Source organism: Nocardia sp. NPDC020380 (assembly GCF_044386975.1).
Taxonomy (GTDB): domain Bacteria; phylum Actinomycetota; class Actinomycetes; order Mycobacteriales; family Mycobacteriaceae; genus Nocardia.
Window position 1 is genome coordinate 592952 of the sequence record NZ_JBIRVQ010000006.1, and the last position, 15697, is coordinate 608648.

Consider the following 15697-nt stretch of genomic DNA (forward strand, 5'->3'; position numbering starts at 1 on the left):
CGCGCTACTTCACCGCCCAGACCATGGATTCGGCGCCGGTCAGGTGTTCGGTGACGGGGTCGCGGAATCCGGCTTCCGAGAGCCAGTTCCGGAGGTCGGCGGCGGTGTAGTCGAAGCCGCCGGGGGTTTCGATGAGCATATTGAGGCTCATGAGGAGCGCGGCGAGGTTGGTGCGGCGGTCGTCGTCGATGAGGGTCTCGTAGATGAGGACGGCACCGCCCGCGGGGAGGGCGCGGTAGGCCTTGTCCAGGAGCATCCGTTTGGTGGGGAGGTCCCAGTCGTGCAGGATGTGGCCGAAGACCAGGACAGCGGCGGCGGGGAGTTCGTCGGTGAAGAAGTCACCGGGGTGGAAGCGGGACCGATCACCAAGGGCCGCAGTGTATTCGGCGAAGATCGGTTCAACCACCGGTAGGTCGAAGCCGATGCCGGTGAGGTGCGGGTTGTGGTCCAGGATGGTGCGGAGCAGGGCGCCCTGGGCGGTGCCGATATCGGCCAGGGTGTGCCAGCGCTGCCAGGGGAAGACCTCCGCGATGGCGTGCGCGCTGGGCAAGGAGAGGCCGGTCATGGCGCGCTGGAAATCGCGTAGTCGCTGCGGATCCTGGTACAGGGCGACGAAGAAGTCACCGCCGGCCTTGGCCTCGTTCTGCGGCTGACCGGTGCGCAGGCCCTCGGTCAGCCCGTCCCAGAATCCGTAGAGGCGGGCGGCGGCCATTTCCAGGAAGCCGCCGACGTATTCGTCCCGATTCCGGTCCAGGTACTGACCGGTGTCCTTGGTATTGGCGTAGCGCCCGTCCGCGCGGCGCAGCATGTCCATGGCCACCAGGGCATCGAAGAAGTCGCGGGCGGCGCGTGGGTGCAGGCCCACCTCGTCCCGGAGTTCCTCGCAGGTCAGGGACCGTGTGCCGAGCGTCGTGAACACGCCGAGCTCGACCGCGCTCAGCAGCGTCCGGGACTCCCAGAAACCCATTCCGATCCCGAGGATCCGCTCCATGGCGACCCACCCTAGCCACCGCGCCGCACCGATCCGGGGAGGCTCGACGCCGCGCCGGAGCGTCGTCAGAGGTCGTCGATGCCGTAGACGCGCTGCGCAGTCGTCCGGAACACCTGCTCCAGCGCCGCGGCATCCGCGCCGTGCTCGGTCAGGGCGGTGGCCACCGCCGCGGCCGCGTTCGGGATGCTCGTAATGGGCTTGTCCACCGGGAAATTGGAACCCCACAGCAGCCGCTCCGCGCCGAAGACGTCCAGCGCGTGGTGCAGCAGCGGCGAAATGCGTTCCACCAGTACCGGAACCGGTGTCGGGCGGCCGCGCGGCGGCACCGGATGCCCGAGGATCGGCATCATCAGGCCGCTCACCTTGGCGACCACGTTCGAATGCGCCGCCAGCGCGGTCAGATCGTCGCGCCAGCGCACGAACAGTTCGCGCCGCTGGCCCGGATTCTGCCCGGTATCGTCGCCGACCGGCCCGAAAATGCCTGCGGGCGTGCCGAGATGGTTCAGCACGATGGTCGCGTCGGGGAAACGCCCGGCCAGCGCCGTGACCTCGGGTAGCTGACCCGAGTACACCCACGCCTCGAAGGACAGCTTGCGTTCGGCCAGTGCCGAGAAGCCGTTCAGGAAAGCCGCCGAGGTGAGCGCCCCGGGCGCCGCGCAGTGCGCGCGCACATCGGGATCCGGGTGGTATTCGACCCGGGCGCGGATGCCGCGGAAGCGCGGCGAGGCCGCCTGATGCGCATCCAGCAGTTCGGCGAATTCGGGTGCGGCCGGATCACCAGCCCCGACGATCGCGCCCAGCGCGGGCGTGTCCACGCCGAACGGCAGGCTGGCCACCCAGCGGGTCTCGTCCGCCTGGGCGAGGCGGCCCGGGCCGTTCCACTCCACCTCGATGTGCACGATGGCCTCGACCGGCACCTCGCCCGCGTCCTCGCGGTAGTCGGCCGGGAGATAGGGATGCACGAACGGGGTTGGATCGCCCACGAATTCGCGGTCCCGCCGCGGCGCCAGCCGCTTGGCGATATCCATGGGCAGGGGCACGTACCGGAACAGTCTGGCCAGCCCGCTGAACTCGCGCGGCGTCGTCAGCGGATCCCACTGATGGATGTGCGCGTCGACGACAGTCATTCCCGCCAGGTCCATGATGTCCCTTCAGTCCGGGTCGGCCCATTCCGGATTCTTCCACGCGCTGGGACCGCGGTCGCTGGAAAAGCCCGATCAGTCATGTGGCGGCATCGACGACGACGATCACGGGCAGTCGTCCTATCGGTCGAGTCCGAAACCCTGCTCGCGGCCCTCCCGAATGATGCGCTCGAGGCTCAGGTCCGCCGGGATCGCGACGCGAATATCCGACGTTTCCGCGAACATCTTCTGATTGCGCAGCAGTCTCGCTTCGCGTACTACCAGGTTCAGGAGATACGCCTGCAGGGACTGGCCGCGGAGGGCCGCCTGTTCGGCGAGGGCGTCGCGGACCTCGTTGGATACGTCACGGATCTCCAGAGCCACCGTCATGCATGCATTTTGCATGCACTGGCCTCGGTGTCGTCACACATTGCGCCGATACTGACCGCCCACCGCGAAGAACGCATCGGTGATCTGTTGCAGTGTGCACACTCGCGCCGCGTCCATCAATACCTCGAACACGTTGTCGTCGCTGCCCGCCGCGGCGCTCAACCGGGCCAGCGCCGCCGGCGATTCGCCGCGATGCCGCTCGATGAATTCCCGCACCCGCCGCAGTTGCGATTGCTTCTCGTCCTCGGTGCCGCGCGCCAATTCCAGCACCCGATGCTCCTCGCCGTGCGGATTGCGGAAGGTGTTGACGCCCACGATGGGCAGGCTGCCGTCGTGCTTACGCCGTTCGTACAGCATGGATTCGTCCTGGATGCGCCCGCGCTGATATCCGGTCTCCATGGCCCCGAGCACCCCGCCGCGTTCGCTGATCCGCTCGAATTCGCGCAGCACCGCCTCCTCGACCAGGTCGGTCAGCTCCTCGATGACGAAACTGCCCTGCAGTGGATTCTCGTTCATCGCCAGCCCCCATTCCCGGTTGATGATGAGCTGAATCGCCAGCGCCCGGCGCACCGATTCCTCGGTGGGCGTGGTCACCGCCTCGTCATAGGCATTGGTGTGCAGGCTGTTGCAGTTGTCGTAGATCGCGATGAGCGCCTGCAGCGTGGTGCGAATGTCGTTGAAGTTCATCTCCTGTGCGTGCAGCGACCGCCCGGAGGTCTGCACGTGGTACTTCAACTTCTGCGAGCGCTCGTCCGCGCCGTACTTGTCGCGCATGGCGACCGCCCAGATGCGGCGCGCCACCCGGCCGATCACCGAATATTCGGCATCCATGCCATTGGAGAAGAAGAACGACAGATTGGGCGCGAAATCGTCGATCCGCATGCCGCGCGCCAGATACGACTCCACATAGGTGAATCCATTGGCCAGCGTGAAGGCCAGCTGACTGATCGGGTTCGCCCCCGCCTCGGCGATGTGATAGCCGGAGATCGACACCGAGTAGAAGTTGCGGACGCCCTGCCGCACGAACCATTCCTGGATGTCGCCCATCATCCGCAGGCTGAATTCGGTGGAGAACAGGCAGGTGTTCTGCCCCTGATCCTCCTTGAGGATGTCGGCCTGCACGGTCCCGCGCACCGTCGCCAGCGTGCGGGCGCGAATATCGTCCGCCTCCGCCCCGGTCGGCGCCCGGCCTTCCGCCGCCGAGAACTGTTCCAGCGCTTGATCGATGGCGGCATTCAGGAAGAACGCCAGAATCGTCGGCGCGGGCCCGTTGATGGTCATCGACACCGAGGTGGCGGGCGCGTCCAGGTCGAATCCGTCGTACAGCGCCTTCATATCGTCCAGCGTCGCAATGGAAACGCCGGAGGTGCCGACCTTGCCGTAGATATCGGGGCGTTCCGCCGGATCGTGCCCGTACAGGGTCACCGAATCGAAGGCCGTCGAAAGCCGTTTGGCCTCGGAATGTTCCGACAGCACCTTGAACCGCCGATTGGTCCGGAAGGCATCGCCCTCACCGGCGAACATGCGCGCCGGATCCTCATTGTCCCGCTTGAAGGGGAAGACGCCCGCCGTGAACGGGAACCGGCCCGGCAGATGCTCCGACCGCAGGAACCGCAGCAGCTCCCCGTGATCGGTGTAGCGGGGAAGCGCCACCCGCGGAATCGAGCTGCCGGACAAGGTTTCCCGGCGCAGGGGTGTGCGCAGCTCGCGGTCGCGTACCCGGATCACCTGCTCGTCACCCCGATACGACTCCGCGAGGGCGGGCCATTCGGCGAGCAGGGCGGCATTCTCGGGCTGCAGCCCGGTCCTCGCCTTCGCGAGCAGCTCCGACACCTGGACGTCGTCCGGTAGTTCCGCGAGCACCTGCTCGACACGCTGCACCCGTTGCGCGGCCGCGACCTGATCCGCGGTGGTCGCGTGGTAGTTCCGTACGGTTTCGGCGATCTCGGCGAGATACCGCACCCGGGCGGGCGGAATGATCTGCGCGAAGCGGGTCGAGGCGCGGGTATTCACCCGCGGCAGCACACCCTGTTCCAGCGGCAGCCCGTGCTCGGCCAGCAGTCCGCTCAGATGCTGGTAGAGCGCCGTCACGCCGTCATCGTTGAAAGTGGCGGCGCTGGTGCCGAATACCGGCATGTCCTCGGGCATGGCGTGGAAGTCCTCGCGATTCCGCACCAGCTGCCGGGAGACATCGCGCAGGGCGTCCGCGGCGCCGCGCCGCTCGAACTTGTTGATGGCCACGACATCCGCGTAATCCAGCATGTCGATCTTCTCGAGCTGCGAGGCCGCGCCGAACTCGGGCGTCATGACATACAGCGAGACGTCCACGTGCTCGGCGCTCTCGGCGTCGCCCTGGCCGATGCCCGGCGTCTCCAGGATCACCAGATCGAATCCCGCTGCCTTGCAGGCGATCACCATCTCGTCGATATTGTTCGGCAGCTCGCGTTCGCCGCGAGTGGCGAGGGAGCGGAAGTAGACGCGTTCACCGTCCAGGGAATTCATCCGGATGCGGTCGCCGAGCAGCGCGCCACCGCCGCGCCGGCGGGTGGGGTCGATCGCCAGCACCGCCACGCGCAGCTTGTCCTGCTGATCATTGCGCAGCCGCCGCACGAGTTCGTCTGTGAGAGAGGACTTTCCGGAGCCACCGGTGCCCGTGATACCCAGCACCGGCACGTGACGCGCCGCTGCGGCGGCGGTGAGCGCCGCCAGATCCGCCTCCGGCAAGGTGCCCTGCTGCAGGCAGGTGATGGTTCGCGCCAGCGCCGCCCGATCCCCGGTCAGCACCGCCTCGACCCGCGGCGGTGTCTGCGCGAGATCCACATCGCACGCCGCGATCAGCCGATTGATCATGCCCGGCAACCCCAGCCGCTGCCCGTCCTCGGGCGAGAAGATGGTCACCCCGGCCGCCGCCAGCCGCGCGATCTCCTCCTCGACGATGACCCCGCCGCCCCCGCCGAAGATCTGCACGTGCCCGGCCCCGGCCTCCTGCAAGGCCTTGGCCAGGTACTCGAAGTATTCGATGTGCCCGCCCTGATACGAGCTGACCGCGATGCCCTGCACATCCTCGGTGAGCGCCGCGTCCACCACCTCGCTCACGGCCCGGTTATGCCCCAGGTGAATCACTTCGGCGCCCTGCGCCTGCAGGATCCTCCGCATGATGTTGATGGCCGCGTCATGGCCGTCGAACAGCGCCGCAGCGGTGACGAACCGCACGGGATGGACCGGGACATGCAGATCGGGCACGTCAGCCTCCGCAGGCAGAGTCGTTTGGTGCTGTGAATTATCCCACAGCCAATACTTGGATGTCCAACTATAGGATCGCCACATACCGCGCAATCGGCGCGCAAGCATCGAGACAGGACTGGCATGGTTCGCGAACTCACGCATTTCGTCGGCGGGCAGCAGGTAGCGGGAACGTCCGGCAAGTTCGGCGACGTCTACCACCCCAGCACCGGACAGGTGCAGGCCAGGGTGCCACTGGCAGCCACGGCCGAGGTGCGGGCGGTCATCGCGAATGCGGCCGAGGCGCAGCGGGTCTGGGCCGCGTTCAACCCGCAGAAGCGGGCCCGCGTGCTCATGAAGTTCCTGACATTGGTGCAGGACGAGATGGATTCGCTGGCGGCGCTACTGTCCAGCGAACACGGCAAGACCCTCGCCGACGCCAAGGGCGACATCCAGCGCGGCCTCGAAGTCGTCGAATTCGCCACCGGCATCCCGCATCTGCTCAAGGGCGAATACACCGAGGGCGCCGGCACCGGCATCGACGTGTACTCCATGCGGCAGCCGCTCGGCGTGGTTGCCGGCATCACCCCGTTCAACTTCCCGGCCATGATCCCGCTGTGGAAGGCCGGACCGGCACTCGCCTGCGGTAATGCCTTCGTGCTCAAGCCCTCCGAGCGCGACCCCTCGGTCCCGCTGCGGCTGGCCGAACTCTTCCTCGAGGCCGGACTGCCCGCGGGCGTCTTCAATGTCGTCAACGGCGACAAGGAAGCCGTGGACGCCCTGCTGCACGACGAGCGCGTCAAGGCCGTCGGCTTCGTCGGCTCCACCCCGATCGCCCAGTACATCTACGAGACCGCCACCGCCAACGGCAAACGCGCCCAGTGCTTCGGCGGCGCCAAGAACCACGCCGTCGTCATGCCCGACGCCGACCTCGACGATGTCGCCGACCAGCTCATCGGCGCCGGCTACGGCTCGGCGGGCGAGCGCTGCATGGCCATCTCGGTCGCGGTCCCGGTCGGCGAGGAGACCGCGGATCGCCTGCGCGCCAAGCTCATCGAACGCATCGAGAAGCTGAATGTCGGCCTCTCCGACGACCCGGGCGCCGACTTCGGCCCGCTGGTCGGCCGCGACGGCGTGGACCGCGTGAACAACTACGTGCAGATCGGTGTGGACGAGGGCGCGGAACTCGTCATCGACGGGCGCGGACTGGTCGTCGAGGGCGGCGAGGACGGATTCTTCGCCGGTGCTTCGCTTTTCGACCGCGTCACCCCCGAGATGCGGATCTACCAGGAAGAGATCTTCGGTCCCGTGCTGGCGCTGGTGCGCGCCAAGGACTACGAGGAAGCGCTCACCCTGCCCAACGAGCACGAATACGGCAACGGTGTCGCCATCTTCACCCGCGACGGAGACACCGCCCGCGACTTCGCCTCCCGCGTACAGGTCGGCATGGTCGGCATCAATGTCCCGATCCCGGTACCGATCGCCTACCACACCTTCGGCGGCTGGAAGCGTTCCGGCTTCGGCGACCTCAACCAGCACGGCCCCGACTCCATCCGCTTCTACACCAAGACCAAGACGGTGACGCAGCGCTGGCCCTCCGGCCTCAAGGCTGAGATTCCGGGCGGCTCCGCCGCCGCGAACGCCTTCGTCATCCCGACCATGGACTGATCATGTTCGTACTGGACGAGGACGAAAAGGCGATCGTCGAGACCGCCCGCTCCTTCGCCGACGAGCTGCTCGCGCCCAACGCCCTGGAATGGGATGAGCGCAAGCACTTCCCGGTCGACGTGCTGCGCAAGGCCGGCTCGCTCGGCCTCGGCGGCATCTACGTGCAGGAGGACGTGGGCGGCTCGGCCCTGCGGCGACTGGATGCCGTGCGCATCTTCGAACAGCTCTCCACCGGCTGCCCCGCCATCGCCGCCTACATCTCCATCCACAATATGGCCACGTGGATGATCGACACGTACGGCGATGCGGCACAACGCAATCAGTGGCTGCCCGGGCTCACCTCGATGGACCTGCTGGCCAGCTACGCGCTCACCGAACCGAGCGTCGGCTCCGACGCGGCGGCCCTGAGCACCAAGGCCGTCCGCGACGGTGACGACTACCTGCTCACCGGCGTCAAGCAATTCATCTCCGGCGCGGGCAGCAGCGATGTCTACGTGATCATGGCGCGCACCGGAACCGAAGGCGCGCGCGGGATCTCGGCGTTCATCGTCCCGGCCGATACGCCGGGACTGTCCTTCGGCGCCAACGAGCGCAAGATGGGCTGGAACGCGCAGCCCACCCGGCAGGTCATCCTCGAGCAGGCCCGGGTACCCGCCGCCAACCTGCTCGGCGCCGAGGGCAACGGCTTCCGCATCGCCATGAACGGGCTCAACGGCGGACGGCTCAACATCGCCGCCTGCTCGCTCGGCGGGGCACAGTCCGCGCTCGACCGGACCGTCGCCTACCTCGCCGAGCGCAAGGCCTTCGGCTCCCGGCTGCTGGACAACACCGCCCTGCAGTTCGAACTCGCCGATATGCGCACCTCCCTGGAGGCCGCCCGCACCCTGCTCTGGCGCGCAGCCGGCGCCCTCGACGCCGGCGCACCCGACAAGGTGGAACTCTGCGCCATGGCCAAACGGTTCACCACCGACGCTGGATTCGAGGTGGCCAACAAGGCCCTGCAACTGCACGGTGGCTACGGGTACCTGGCCGAATACGGAATCGAGAAGATCGTCCGCGACCTGCGGGTGCATCAGATTCTCGAAGGGACGAACGAGATCATGCGGGTCGTAGTGGCGCGCGCTGTAGTAGGAGCGGCATGAGTACGAGCGAGAAATCCGGCGTGGTCGAGCCTGAGGTCCTGATCGAAAAGCGTGACGGGCTCGGCCTGATCACGCTCAACCGGCCCAAGGCCATCAACGCCCTCAATCACCCGATGGCGCTGGCCATCCTCGACGCGTTGCGCGCATGGGCGGACGACGACGAGGTGCGTGCGGTCGTGCTCACCGGGGCAGGGGCGCGTGGATTGTGCGCGGGCGGCGATATCGTCGCCATCCACAATGACGCCAAGCACGCTCAAAAGGATCTCAACAGCCCGCCCCCCGCTGCCGGGGCAGCGGGGGGCGGAGATGGAGAAAACGGGGGAGTGAGTTCGGCTGCGGCGCGGGCGGATTCGCTCAGTGGCAAGTTCTGGCGCGACGAGTACATCCTGAACGCGCTCATCGGCCGCTACCCGAAACCGTATGTGGCCGTGATGGACGGCATCGTCATGGGCGGCGGCGTCGGCCTGTCCGGTCACGCCTCGCACCGCATCGTCACCGAACGGTCCATGGTCGGCATGCCCGAGACCGGTATCGGCTTCATCCCGGATGTGGGCGGCACCTACCTGCTCGCGCACGCGCCCGGCGAGATCGGCGCCCATGTCGCGCTCACCACCGCGCGCATGAACGCCGGCGACGCCATCGCGGCCGGATTCGCCGACCACTTCGTGCCGTCCGACCAGATCCCGGCGCTGCTGGAAGCCCTGCAGACCGCCGAGGTGGACGTCGCCATCGCCAAATTCGCACAGCCCGCACCGGTTTCGGACTTCGTGGCACACCGCGACTGGATCGACTCCTGCTACAGCGCGGACACCGTCGAGGAGATCGTGAACCGGCTGCAGAACGACGGCCGCGCCGAAGCCGCCAAGGCCGCCGCCGACGTACTGTCGAAATCGCCTGCGGCACTCAAGGTCACGCTGCGCTCGCTGCGCAACGCCCGCACCGCGGCGAACCTCGAGGAAGCGCTGAACGAGGAATACCGGGTGTCCGTCGCCTCGCTCGGCACCCACGACCTGGTGGAGGGCATTCGCGCCCAGGTCGTCGACAAGGACCGCAACCCCCGGTGGTCGCCCGCCACCCTCGCCGATGTCACCGGCGCGGACGTGGACGCCTACTTCCAGGAACTCGGCGACCGCGAATTGGGACTGGTCGCACCTAAGGACGCACAGTGAGCACCGAGAACACCAGCAAGACGGTCGGATTCCTCGGCCTCGGCCACATGGGCGGGCCCATGGCGGCCAACCTGATCAAGGCCGGCTACGAGGTCCTCGCCTTCGACCCCGTACCCGCCGCCCAGGACCAGGCCCGCCGGGATGGCGCGACCGTCGTCGCCACCGCCGCGGAAGCCGTTGCGGCAGCGGACATCGTCCTCACCATGCTGCCCAACGGGCGCATCGTGCTCGACGTCTACCGCGAGGTACTGCCGTCGGCCAAGCCGGGCACCCTGTTCATCGACTCCTCCACCATCGACGTCGCCGACGCCGTGGCGGCCGCGGAACTCGCTGTCGCCCAGGGACATCGGGCTGTCGACGCACCGGTCTCCGGCGGCGTCGGCGGCGCGGTGGCGGGCACTCTGACCTTCATGGTCGGCGGCCCCGAGGCGGACTTCGCGGACGCGCTGCCGCTGCTCGAGATCATGGGCGGCAAGGTCGTGCACTGCGGCGGCGCGGGCGTCGGCCAGGCCGCCAAGATCTGCAACAACATGCTGCTCGGCATCTCCATGATCGGGCTCTCCGAGGCGCTCGTGCTCGGCGAGAAGCTGGGGCTGACGCATGACAAGTTCTACGACGTGGTCTCCACCGCATCGGGACAGTCGTGGGCGCTGACCTCGTACTGTCCCGTCCCGGGTCCGGTGCCGACCAGCCCGGCCAACAACGATTACCAGCCGGGCTTCGCCACCGCGCTCATGAACAAGGACCTCGGCCTGGCCGCTAATGCGCTGCGCACCAACGGCGTTGACGGACAGATCGGTCTGCTCGCCGCGGAGATCTACAACCGCTTCAACCAGGACGAAGCGGGCAAGGACTTCTCGGCTATCGTCACCGATATCCGCAAGCGAAGTGAAGGGGAATCGGCGTGACCGACTTCGAGACCATTCTGCTGGAGCGCAAGGGCCGCGTCGCTCTCATCACGCTGAACCGGCCGAAGGCCCTCAATGCGCTCAACTCGCAGGTGCTGACCGATATCACCGCGGCGCTCGACGAGCTCGAACACGATGACGAGATCGGCGCGGTCGTGCTCACCGGATCCGACCGGGCCTTCGCGGCCGGCGCGGATATCAAGGAGATGCAGTCCAAGTCGTACATGGACATGTTCCTGACCGACCACTTCGCCGGTTGGGACCGCCTCGCCGCCTTCCGCAAGCCGCTCATCGCGGCGGTCGCGGGCTACGCCCTCGGCGGCGGCTGCGAACTCGCCATGATGTGCGACATCCTGCTCGCCGCCGATACCGCCAAGTTCGGGCAGCCCGAGATCAAGCTGGGTGTCATCCCCGGCATGGGCGGGTCGCAGCGCCTGACCCGGGCGGTCGGCAAGGCCAAGGCCATGGATCTGGTGCTGACCGGCCGCAATATGGACGCCGAGGAGGCCGAGCGCGCGGGTCTGGTATCCCGCATCGTTCCGGCCGCCGACCTGGTCTCCACGGCTCTCGAGGTGGCCGCGACCATCGCCTCGATGTCCCTGCCGTCGGTGATGATCGCCAAGGAAGCCGTCAACCGGTCTTTCGAAACCACTCTCACCGAGGGCCTGCGTTTCGAACGCCGCGTCTTCCACTCGCTCTTCGCCACCGAAGACCAGAAGGAAGGCATGACCGCCTTCGTCGAGAAGCGGCCCGCTGACTTCACGAACAAGTGATTCGAACCTTCCACATGCGATGATCGGAGTCATGTCTCGGCCCCGCCCTCTGCCGCTCGATCCCATCGAGGAGGCGCATCGCCAGTGGACCGAGCACGGCTGGGGCGAGGTCGCGGACGGCATGGCCGCCGTGACCTCGCTCGTGCGCGCCCAGCAGATCGTCATGGCCCGGGTCGACGAGGCGCTCAAGCCGTCGGGATTGACGTTCTCCCGCTACGAGCTACTGATGTTGCTGAGTTTCAGCAAAACGGGTGCGCTGCCCATGGCTGTCGCCAGCGCCCGATTGCAAGTACATCCGACCAGCGTCACCAACACCGTGGACCGCCTCGAGGCTGCGAAGTTGGTGAAGCGGGTGCCACATCCGAGTGACCGGCGGGCAACGCTCATCGAAATCACGGATGCCGGTAGAGAATTGGTGGCCAAGGCCACCAGTCAGCTGAATCGGCAAGTATTCGCGAACACCGGCCTGCCGCCGGAACGTTTGCAATTGTTGCTGGAATTGCTGTCGGAGTTCCGGCAGTCCGCAGGCGACTTCGATACCGGTAACCGGGCTGCTCGCTGGTCGGAACAGTAACCGTCCAGCATCCACGCAGCCAATTTCCTGCGTCATAGTCTTGGAATCGGACGGCAAAAGGTTCACCATTGAGGCCATGGTGCTGGTCCTCGGGGTGTCGGCGGGCGCGGCAGGTGCGCGCGCCATGCTCACCCACTCCGACCAGCCACATCTCCCTCCCATCGACCGCTGCAAGGTCTTACGCCGCCGCAGCGGCAGCATGGAGGAAGCGGTCTTCGAAGCCATTCGGCTCATGCGGAAATCGGCCGCCAAGCGGGACGAATTCATTACCGGCATCGCCGTCACCACCCGCAGTTCCTCGCACGCCGAGGCCGTCCGCACCACCGCCGGGCGCAATCGCCTCACCGTGATCGACGAACCGGTCGCCCAACTCCGCTATCTCCGATTCACCGGCCGGCTGCCGACCGAGGGTTCCGTGCTGCTCTACGACCTGGGCGCCTCCGGTCTGACCCTCACCCAGATCGACTGCCGCACCGATGCCGTGCTGGCCAGCAAGCGCAGTACCGTGCTCGGCGGTGACGGGCACGACGCGCTGCTGCGCTGGCTGCTCACCCGCGGCGGCGTCACCGTGGACCTCAACACCACCCGCCGCAGCAAGGAGGCGCTGGCCTCCGAACGCGTGCTGACCGTCTGCGACCCCATCTCCGGGCAGCGGGCCGTCATCACCCGCAGCGACTTCGCGGACCTGGTCGAGGCCGGTATCCACCATTCGGCCTCGTTCGTGCGGCACATGGTCGAGGAGACGGGTATCCACCCCGACGGAATGGCGTTACTGGGCGGCTGCACCCGCAACAAGAGCATCCGGGACGAACTGGAACAGCAGCTCGAGCTACCCATGATCTACGACCCGGAGCCCGAATTCGTCTCCACCCGCGGCGCGGTGCTGCTGGCCGCCGAACGACCCTCCGCCCGCCGTGTCCGAAGTGTCCGGACCGGACCGGTGGTCACGCCCACCGAATCGAACGACGGACCGGTTTCCCGCAAGAAGCTGGTCGCCGCCGTGGCCGTCACCGCCACTCTGGGCGGCACCATCGTCGGCGCCCTCGCCATGGACCGCGACACCGGCGGGCACGGCGACAGCAAACCCAGCGTCGAGGTCGTCGGACCGCCCAAACACGGCTGATAGAAATCACGCTGATCCCAACCCTCGCCGGACCACGCCGGGTACCGCACTATTGATCATGATGCGGGCGTGACCGAGTGGCTAGGTACCGGTCTGCAAAGCCGTTTACGTGGGTTCGAATCCCGCCGCTCGCTCTGAGAAGGATAGGGCCCCCGATGAATTCATCGGGGGCCCTATCGTTTCAATGCTTCAGGCGTCGGTCAGGCCCGAGAAATCGCGCAGGACAGTGTGATTGCGGTCGGCGGCGCTGCCCAGCGTGTAATCCGGCCAGCGGCCCCAATATTCGGATCGCGTGCGAGTACTCCACTGCCGCGCCTCGGGGGTGCGGGTCTTGAAGAAATTGAGCGTGTACCCGCCCTCGTACAACCGGACCCGGGCATAACCGCCCGGATACTCCTTGCAGGCGGCCACTTCCAGGAATTCCACCGGGATCGGCTGGTCCGGCCGGGTACGGAGATTGCGGTGGGTGTGCCCGCTGTGATGCAGGAACACACCCGGCGCCGACGCGTAAAGGGATTGCAGCTCGGCGGAATTCGCGGCATCGAGAATGAAACCCGGGCCCGCGACATTCGACAGGCCCGACTGAGTGGTGACGGGATGATGGCCGAAAACCAGGGTGGGGCGGTCCGGATCGGCGCGCAGGACCGTCCGCAGCCGGTCGAGCTGCTCGCGATCCATGGTGCCGCCGGAGTTGTCGAGCTCGGTGGTGTCCAGGCCCAGCAGGCGCAGTTCGCCCACCTCGTATTCGCCCAATTGCTGTCTGGTGCCGAACGAATCGCCCCAGCAGTCGAAATGATCCAGATACGGCGAACACGAGGCATAGTCCGCACCCAGGTGCGGACGATCGTGATTACCGCGGCAGGCGAACCAATCCCGGCCCTGCGCACCCCAGGCCAGCAGATGATCGTGCACGCCGCGCACCTGATCCGGGGTGGCCTCGGCGGTGAGGTCGCCGGCGGCGATCAGATGATCCACGCCGCGATCGGGACGGCGCAGATCGTCGAGCAACGCCGTCAGCATGACCTCGGGATACGGTGGGAGACCCGGCAATTGGCGCACACCCGGCGGGAGCTCGCCCGAGATGATGCCGCTCACTTCCTCGCCGTAGTGAATGTCGTTGGACAGCGCCAGGGTTCGCAGCAGGCGGCCGGGCGGCGGCGTCAGCGTGGTGAACATGCCCTGCGACTCCGGCGTATTCGCCAGCAGCGTCAGGGCGGCCGGAGAAGGCGCGGCGGGCACACCTGCGGAACGCGCTTCGAAACGGTAGGTGCGGCCGGGTTCCAGGCCGTCTACCTCGGCATAGTGGTAGGCGGTCGGCTCCGAATCACCGTAGACCTGGCGCAGGGCGCCGCCGTCCGCCGGACCCAGCCACACCTCGCTGTCGGCCTCCACCGGATTCGCATCCGGTCCCAGCGTCGTCCAGGTCAGCACCACCGACCGCTCGGTAATGGTGACCACTTCGAGATCCGTGACGATCGGCGAACCCGCCTGTGCGCGGGCCGGATTCGACCCGAGCAGCGGCAGCGCCGCGGCCGCGGCCACCAGGCCGAGCAGCTGCCGGCGGCTCGGCCCGCAGCAGCTCATGGCCGGATCACCGGGCGTCGGAGGAGCAGACCTTCCATGTGCCGTCTTCCTTACGGAGATGTTCGGTGGTGCTGCGCTTGTCGTCCTGGGCGCCCGGCATGCTGAGGACGCCCGCCGTGGTGGCAGTGGCGCGATCGCCGTTGATCACGAAGCCCTGCACCGAATCGACCTTCATCACGACCTTGCCGTCGTCCATGGCCTTCTTCTGCGCGTCCGGCAGGGCGGCGTACTGGGCGCGGTCACCGGCGCAGGTCTGGTTCACCGCCACCGAGGCGCCCTGCGTGGAGAGCGTGCCGTAGAAATCGCGGACCGCCGACTCGATGCGCTGATTCTCGCTGGGCGCGGAATCATTGCCGCCCAAGGTCACCGCGGCGGCGATACCCCCTCCGACTAGCACCACCGCGAGGGCGCCGAGTCCGATGGTCAGGGGAGTACGCCGTACGAGGGTCATCGAGATCCTTCATCGATTCGGGGCCACGAGGAATGACCGCAGACTACGGCACGAGGATTTCGAAAACGCGGCCCGGGACCGAACACCACCTATATTGGCGCGGAGGTCGATTCGCCTCCACCCGATCGAAGGAGACCCGGTGCGCCGCTTGCTGTTCACCACGTCCGTCCTCGCCGCCGCGGTCGCCGCGGCGCCGTTCGCCGCCGCGCAGCCGCCCGCCGATCCGGTCGTGAAGGTCCAGGCCGTCTTCGGGCCCGAACAGTTCCCCATGGCCGGCGTGACCGCCGACGTCGCACCCTGCGCGGGCGGCGCCAGCGTGGCCACCCTGACCACCGGCAACGACGGCTCCGCCACCTACAACGGCGCCATCGGTTGCTACAAGGTGCAGGTCTCCGCCCCGATCGGCTGTTCACTGGACGGCGATGCCGCACAACAGGTCACCTCCCTCCCGGGCCTCACCCCTACCGCGCTGTTCCGCTTCCGCTGCGCCTGACAGCCCCCTTGACCTGCGGTGATCGGTCACATCACCGGTCTGCGCGGGGCTGTGACCGAAGCCACTTCTCAGGGCTCGCTCAGGGAGT

At 67.4% G+C, this 15697-nt stretch carries 14 protein-coding genes and 1 tRNA gene; 9 read left to right on the top strand and 6 right to left on the bottom strand.

From position 1 onward, the window contains the following. Positions 1–4: 4 nt before the first annotated feature. The 4 genes from ACH438_RS19450 to icmF all read right to left on the bottom strand — a co-directional run bounded on the left by ACH438_RS19450 (position 5) and on the right by icmF (position 5745). Positions 5–991 carry a methyltransferase gene (locus ACH438_RS19450; RefSeq protein ID WP_397007015.1) on the bottom strand — a complete coding sequence of 329 codons (987 nt, stop codon included), beginning with the start codon at positions 989–991 and terminating at the stop codon, positions 5–7. Between the two features lie 65 nt (positions 992–1056). Then, complete coding sequence (locus tag ACH438_RS19455; RefSeq protein ID WP_397007017.1) at positions 1057–2133, bottom strand: amidohydrolase family protein; 1077 nt, start codon at positions 2131–2133, stop codon at positions 1057–1059. A gap of 120 nt (positions 2134–2253) precedes the next feature. Continuing rightward, a complete protein-coding gene (locus tag ACH438_RS19460; protein ID WP_397007019.1) occupies positions 2254–2502 on the bottom strand; it encodes a hypothetical protein in 249 nt (82 codons plus the stop codon). Positions 2503–2535: 33 nt separating this feature from the next. Next, positions 2536–5745, bottom strand: a complete 3210-nt coding sequence (gene icmF / locus ACH438_RS19465; protein ID WP_397007021.1) for a fused isobutyryl-CoA mutase/GTPase IcmF — start codon at positions 5743–5745, stop codon at positions 2536–2538. Between the two features lie 123 nt (positions 5746–5868). Here icmF and ACH438_RS19470 point away from each other — a divergent pair, with 123 nt between their 5' ends. The 8 genes from ACH438_RS19470 to ACH438_RS19505 all read left to right on the top strand — a co-directional run bounded on the left by ACH438_RS19470 (position 5869) and on the right by ACH438_RS19505 (position 13215). After that, the gene (locus ACH438_RS19470) at positions 5869–7392 is read left to right on the top strand and encodes a CoA-acylating methylmalonate-semialdehyde dehydrogenase (RefSeq protein ID WP_397007023.1); all 1524 of its coding nucleotides are present in this window, start codon (positions 5869–5871) and stop codon (positions 7390–7392) included. Between the two features lie 2 nt (positions 7393–7394). After that, positions 7395–8534 carry an acyl-CoA dehydrogenase family protein gene (locus ACH438_RS19475; protein ID WP_397007025.1) on the top strand — a complete coding sequence of 380 codons (1140 nt, stop codon included), beginning with the start codon at positions 7395–7397 and terminating at the stop codon, positions 8532–8534. Continuing rightward, positions 8531–9703 (top strand): enoyl-CoA hydratase/isomerase family protein, encoded by a 1173-nt coding sequence (locus ACH438_RS19480; protein ID WP_397007027.1) that lies wholly within the window; start codon positions 8531–8533, stop codon positions 9701–9703. Before ACH438_RS19475 ends, ACH438_RS19480 begins: the two co-directional genes overlap by 4 nt. Next, positions 9700–10611 carry a 3-hydroxyisobutyrate dehydrogenase gene (gene mmsB / locus ACH438_RS19485; RefSeq protein WP_397007029.1) on the top strand — a complete coding sequence of 304 codons (912 nt, stop codon included), beginning with the start codon at positions 9700–9702 and terminating at the stop codon, positions 10609–10611. Before ACH438_RS19480 ends, mmsB begins: the two co-directional genes overlap by 4 nt. Continuing rightward, the gene (locus tag ACH438_RS19490) at positions 10608–11384 is read left to right on the top strand and encodes an enoyl-CoA hydratase (RefSeq protein ID WP_397007031.1); all 777 of its coding nucleotides are present in this window, start codon (positions 10608–10610) and stop codon (positions 11382–11384) included. Before mmsB ends, ACH438_RS19490 begins: the two co-directional genes overlap by 4 nt. 31 nt (positions 11385–11415) lie before the next feature. Continuing rightward, a complete protein-coding gene (locus ACH438_RS19495; RefSeq protein WP_397007033.1) occupies positions 11416–11958 on the top strand; it encodes a MarR family winged helix-turn-helix transcriptional regulator in 543 nt (180 codons plus the stop codon). Positions 11959–12034: 76 nt separating this feature from the next. Continuing rightward, on the top strand, positions 12035–13081 hold the full coding sequence (locus ACH438_RS19500) for a hypothetical protein (RefSeq protein WP_397007035.1): 1047 nt from the start codon (positions 12035–12037) through the stop codon (positions 13079–13081). A 63-nt stretch (positions 13082–13144) separates the two neighbouring features. Continuing rightward, a tRNA-Cys gene (locus ACH438_RS19505) sits at positions 13145–13215 on the top strand. 55 nt (positions 13216–13270) lie between these two features. Here ACH438_RS19505 and ACH438_RS19510 read toward each other — a convergent pair. Together ACH438_RS19510 and ACH438_RS19515 are read right to left on the bottom strand one after the other, a co-directional pair. Then, positions 13271–14665 carry a metallophosphoesterase gene (locus ACH438_RS19510; RefSeq protein WP_397007037.1) on the bottom strand — a complete coding sequence of 465 codons (1395 nt, stop codon included), beginning with the start codon at positions 14663–14665 and terminating at the stop codon, positions 13271–13273. 7 nt (positions 14666–14672) lie between these two features. Next, complete coding sequence (locus tag ACH438_RS19515) at positions 14673–15116, bottom strand: hypothetical protein (RefSeq protein ID WP_397007039.1); 444 nt, start codon at positions 15114–15116, stop codon at positions 14673–14675. Between the two features lie 139 nt (positions 15117–15255). Between ACH438_RS19515 and ACH438_RS19520 the strand changes: the two genes are divergently transcribed. Beyond that, on the top strand, positions 15256–15609 hold the full coding sequence (locus ACH438_RS19520) for a hypothetical protein (RefSeq protein WP_397007041.1): 354 nt from the start codon (positions 15256–15258) through the stop codon (positions 15607–15609). Positions 15610–15697 lie beyond the last annotated feature (88 nt).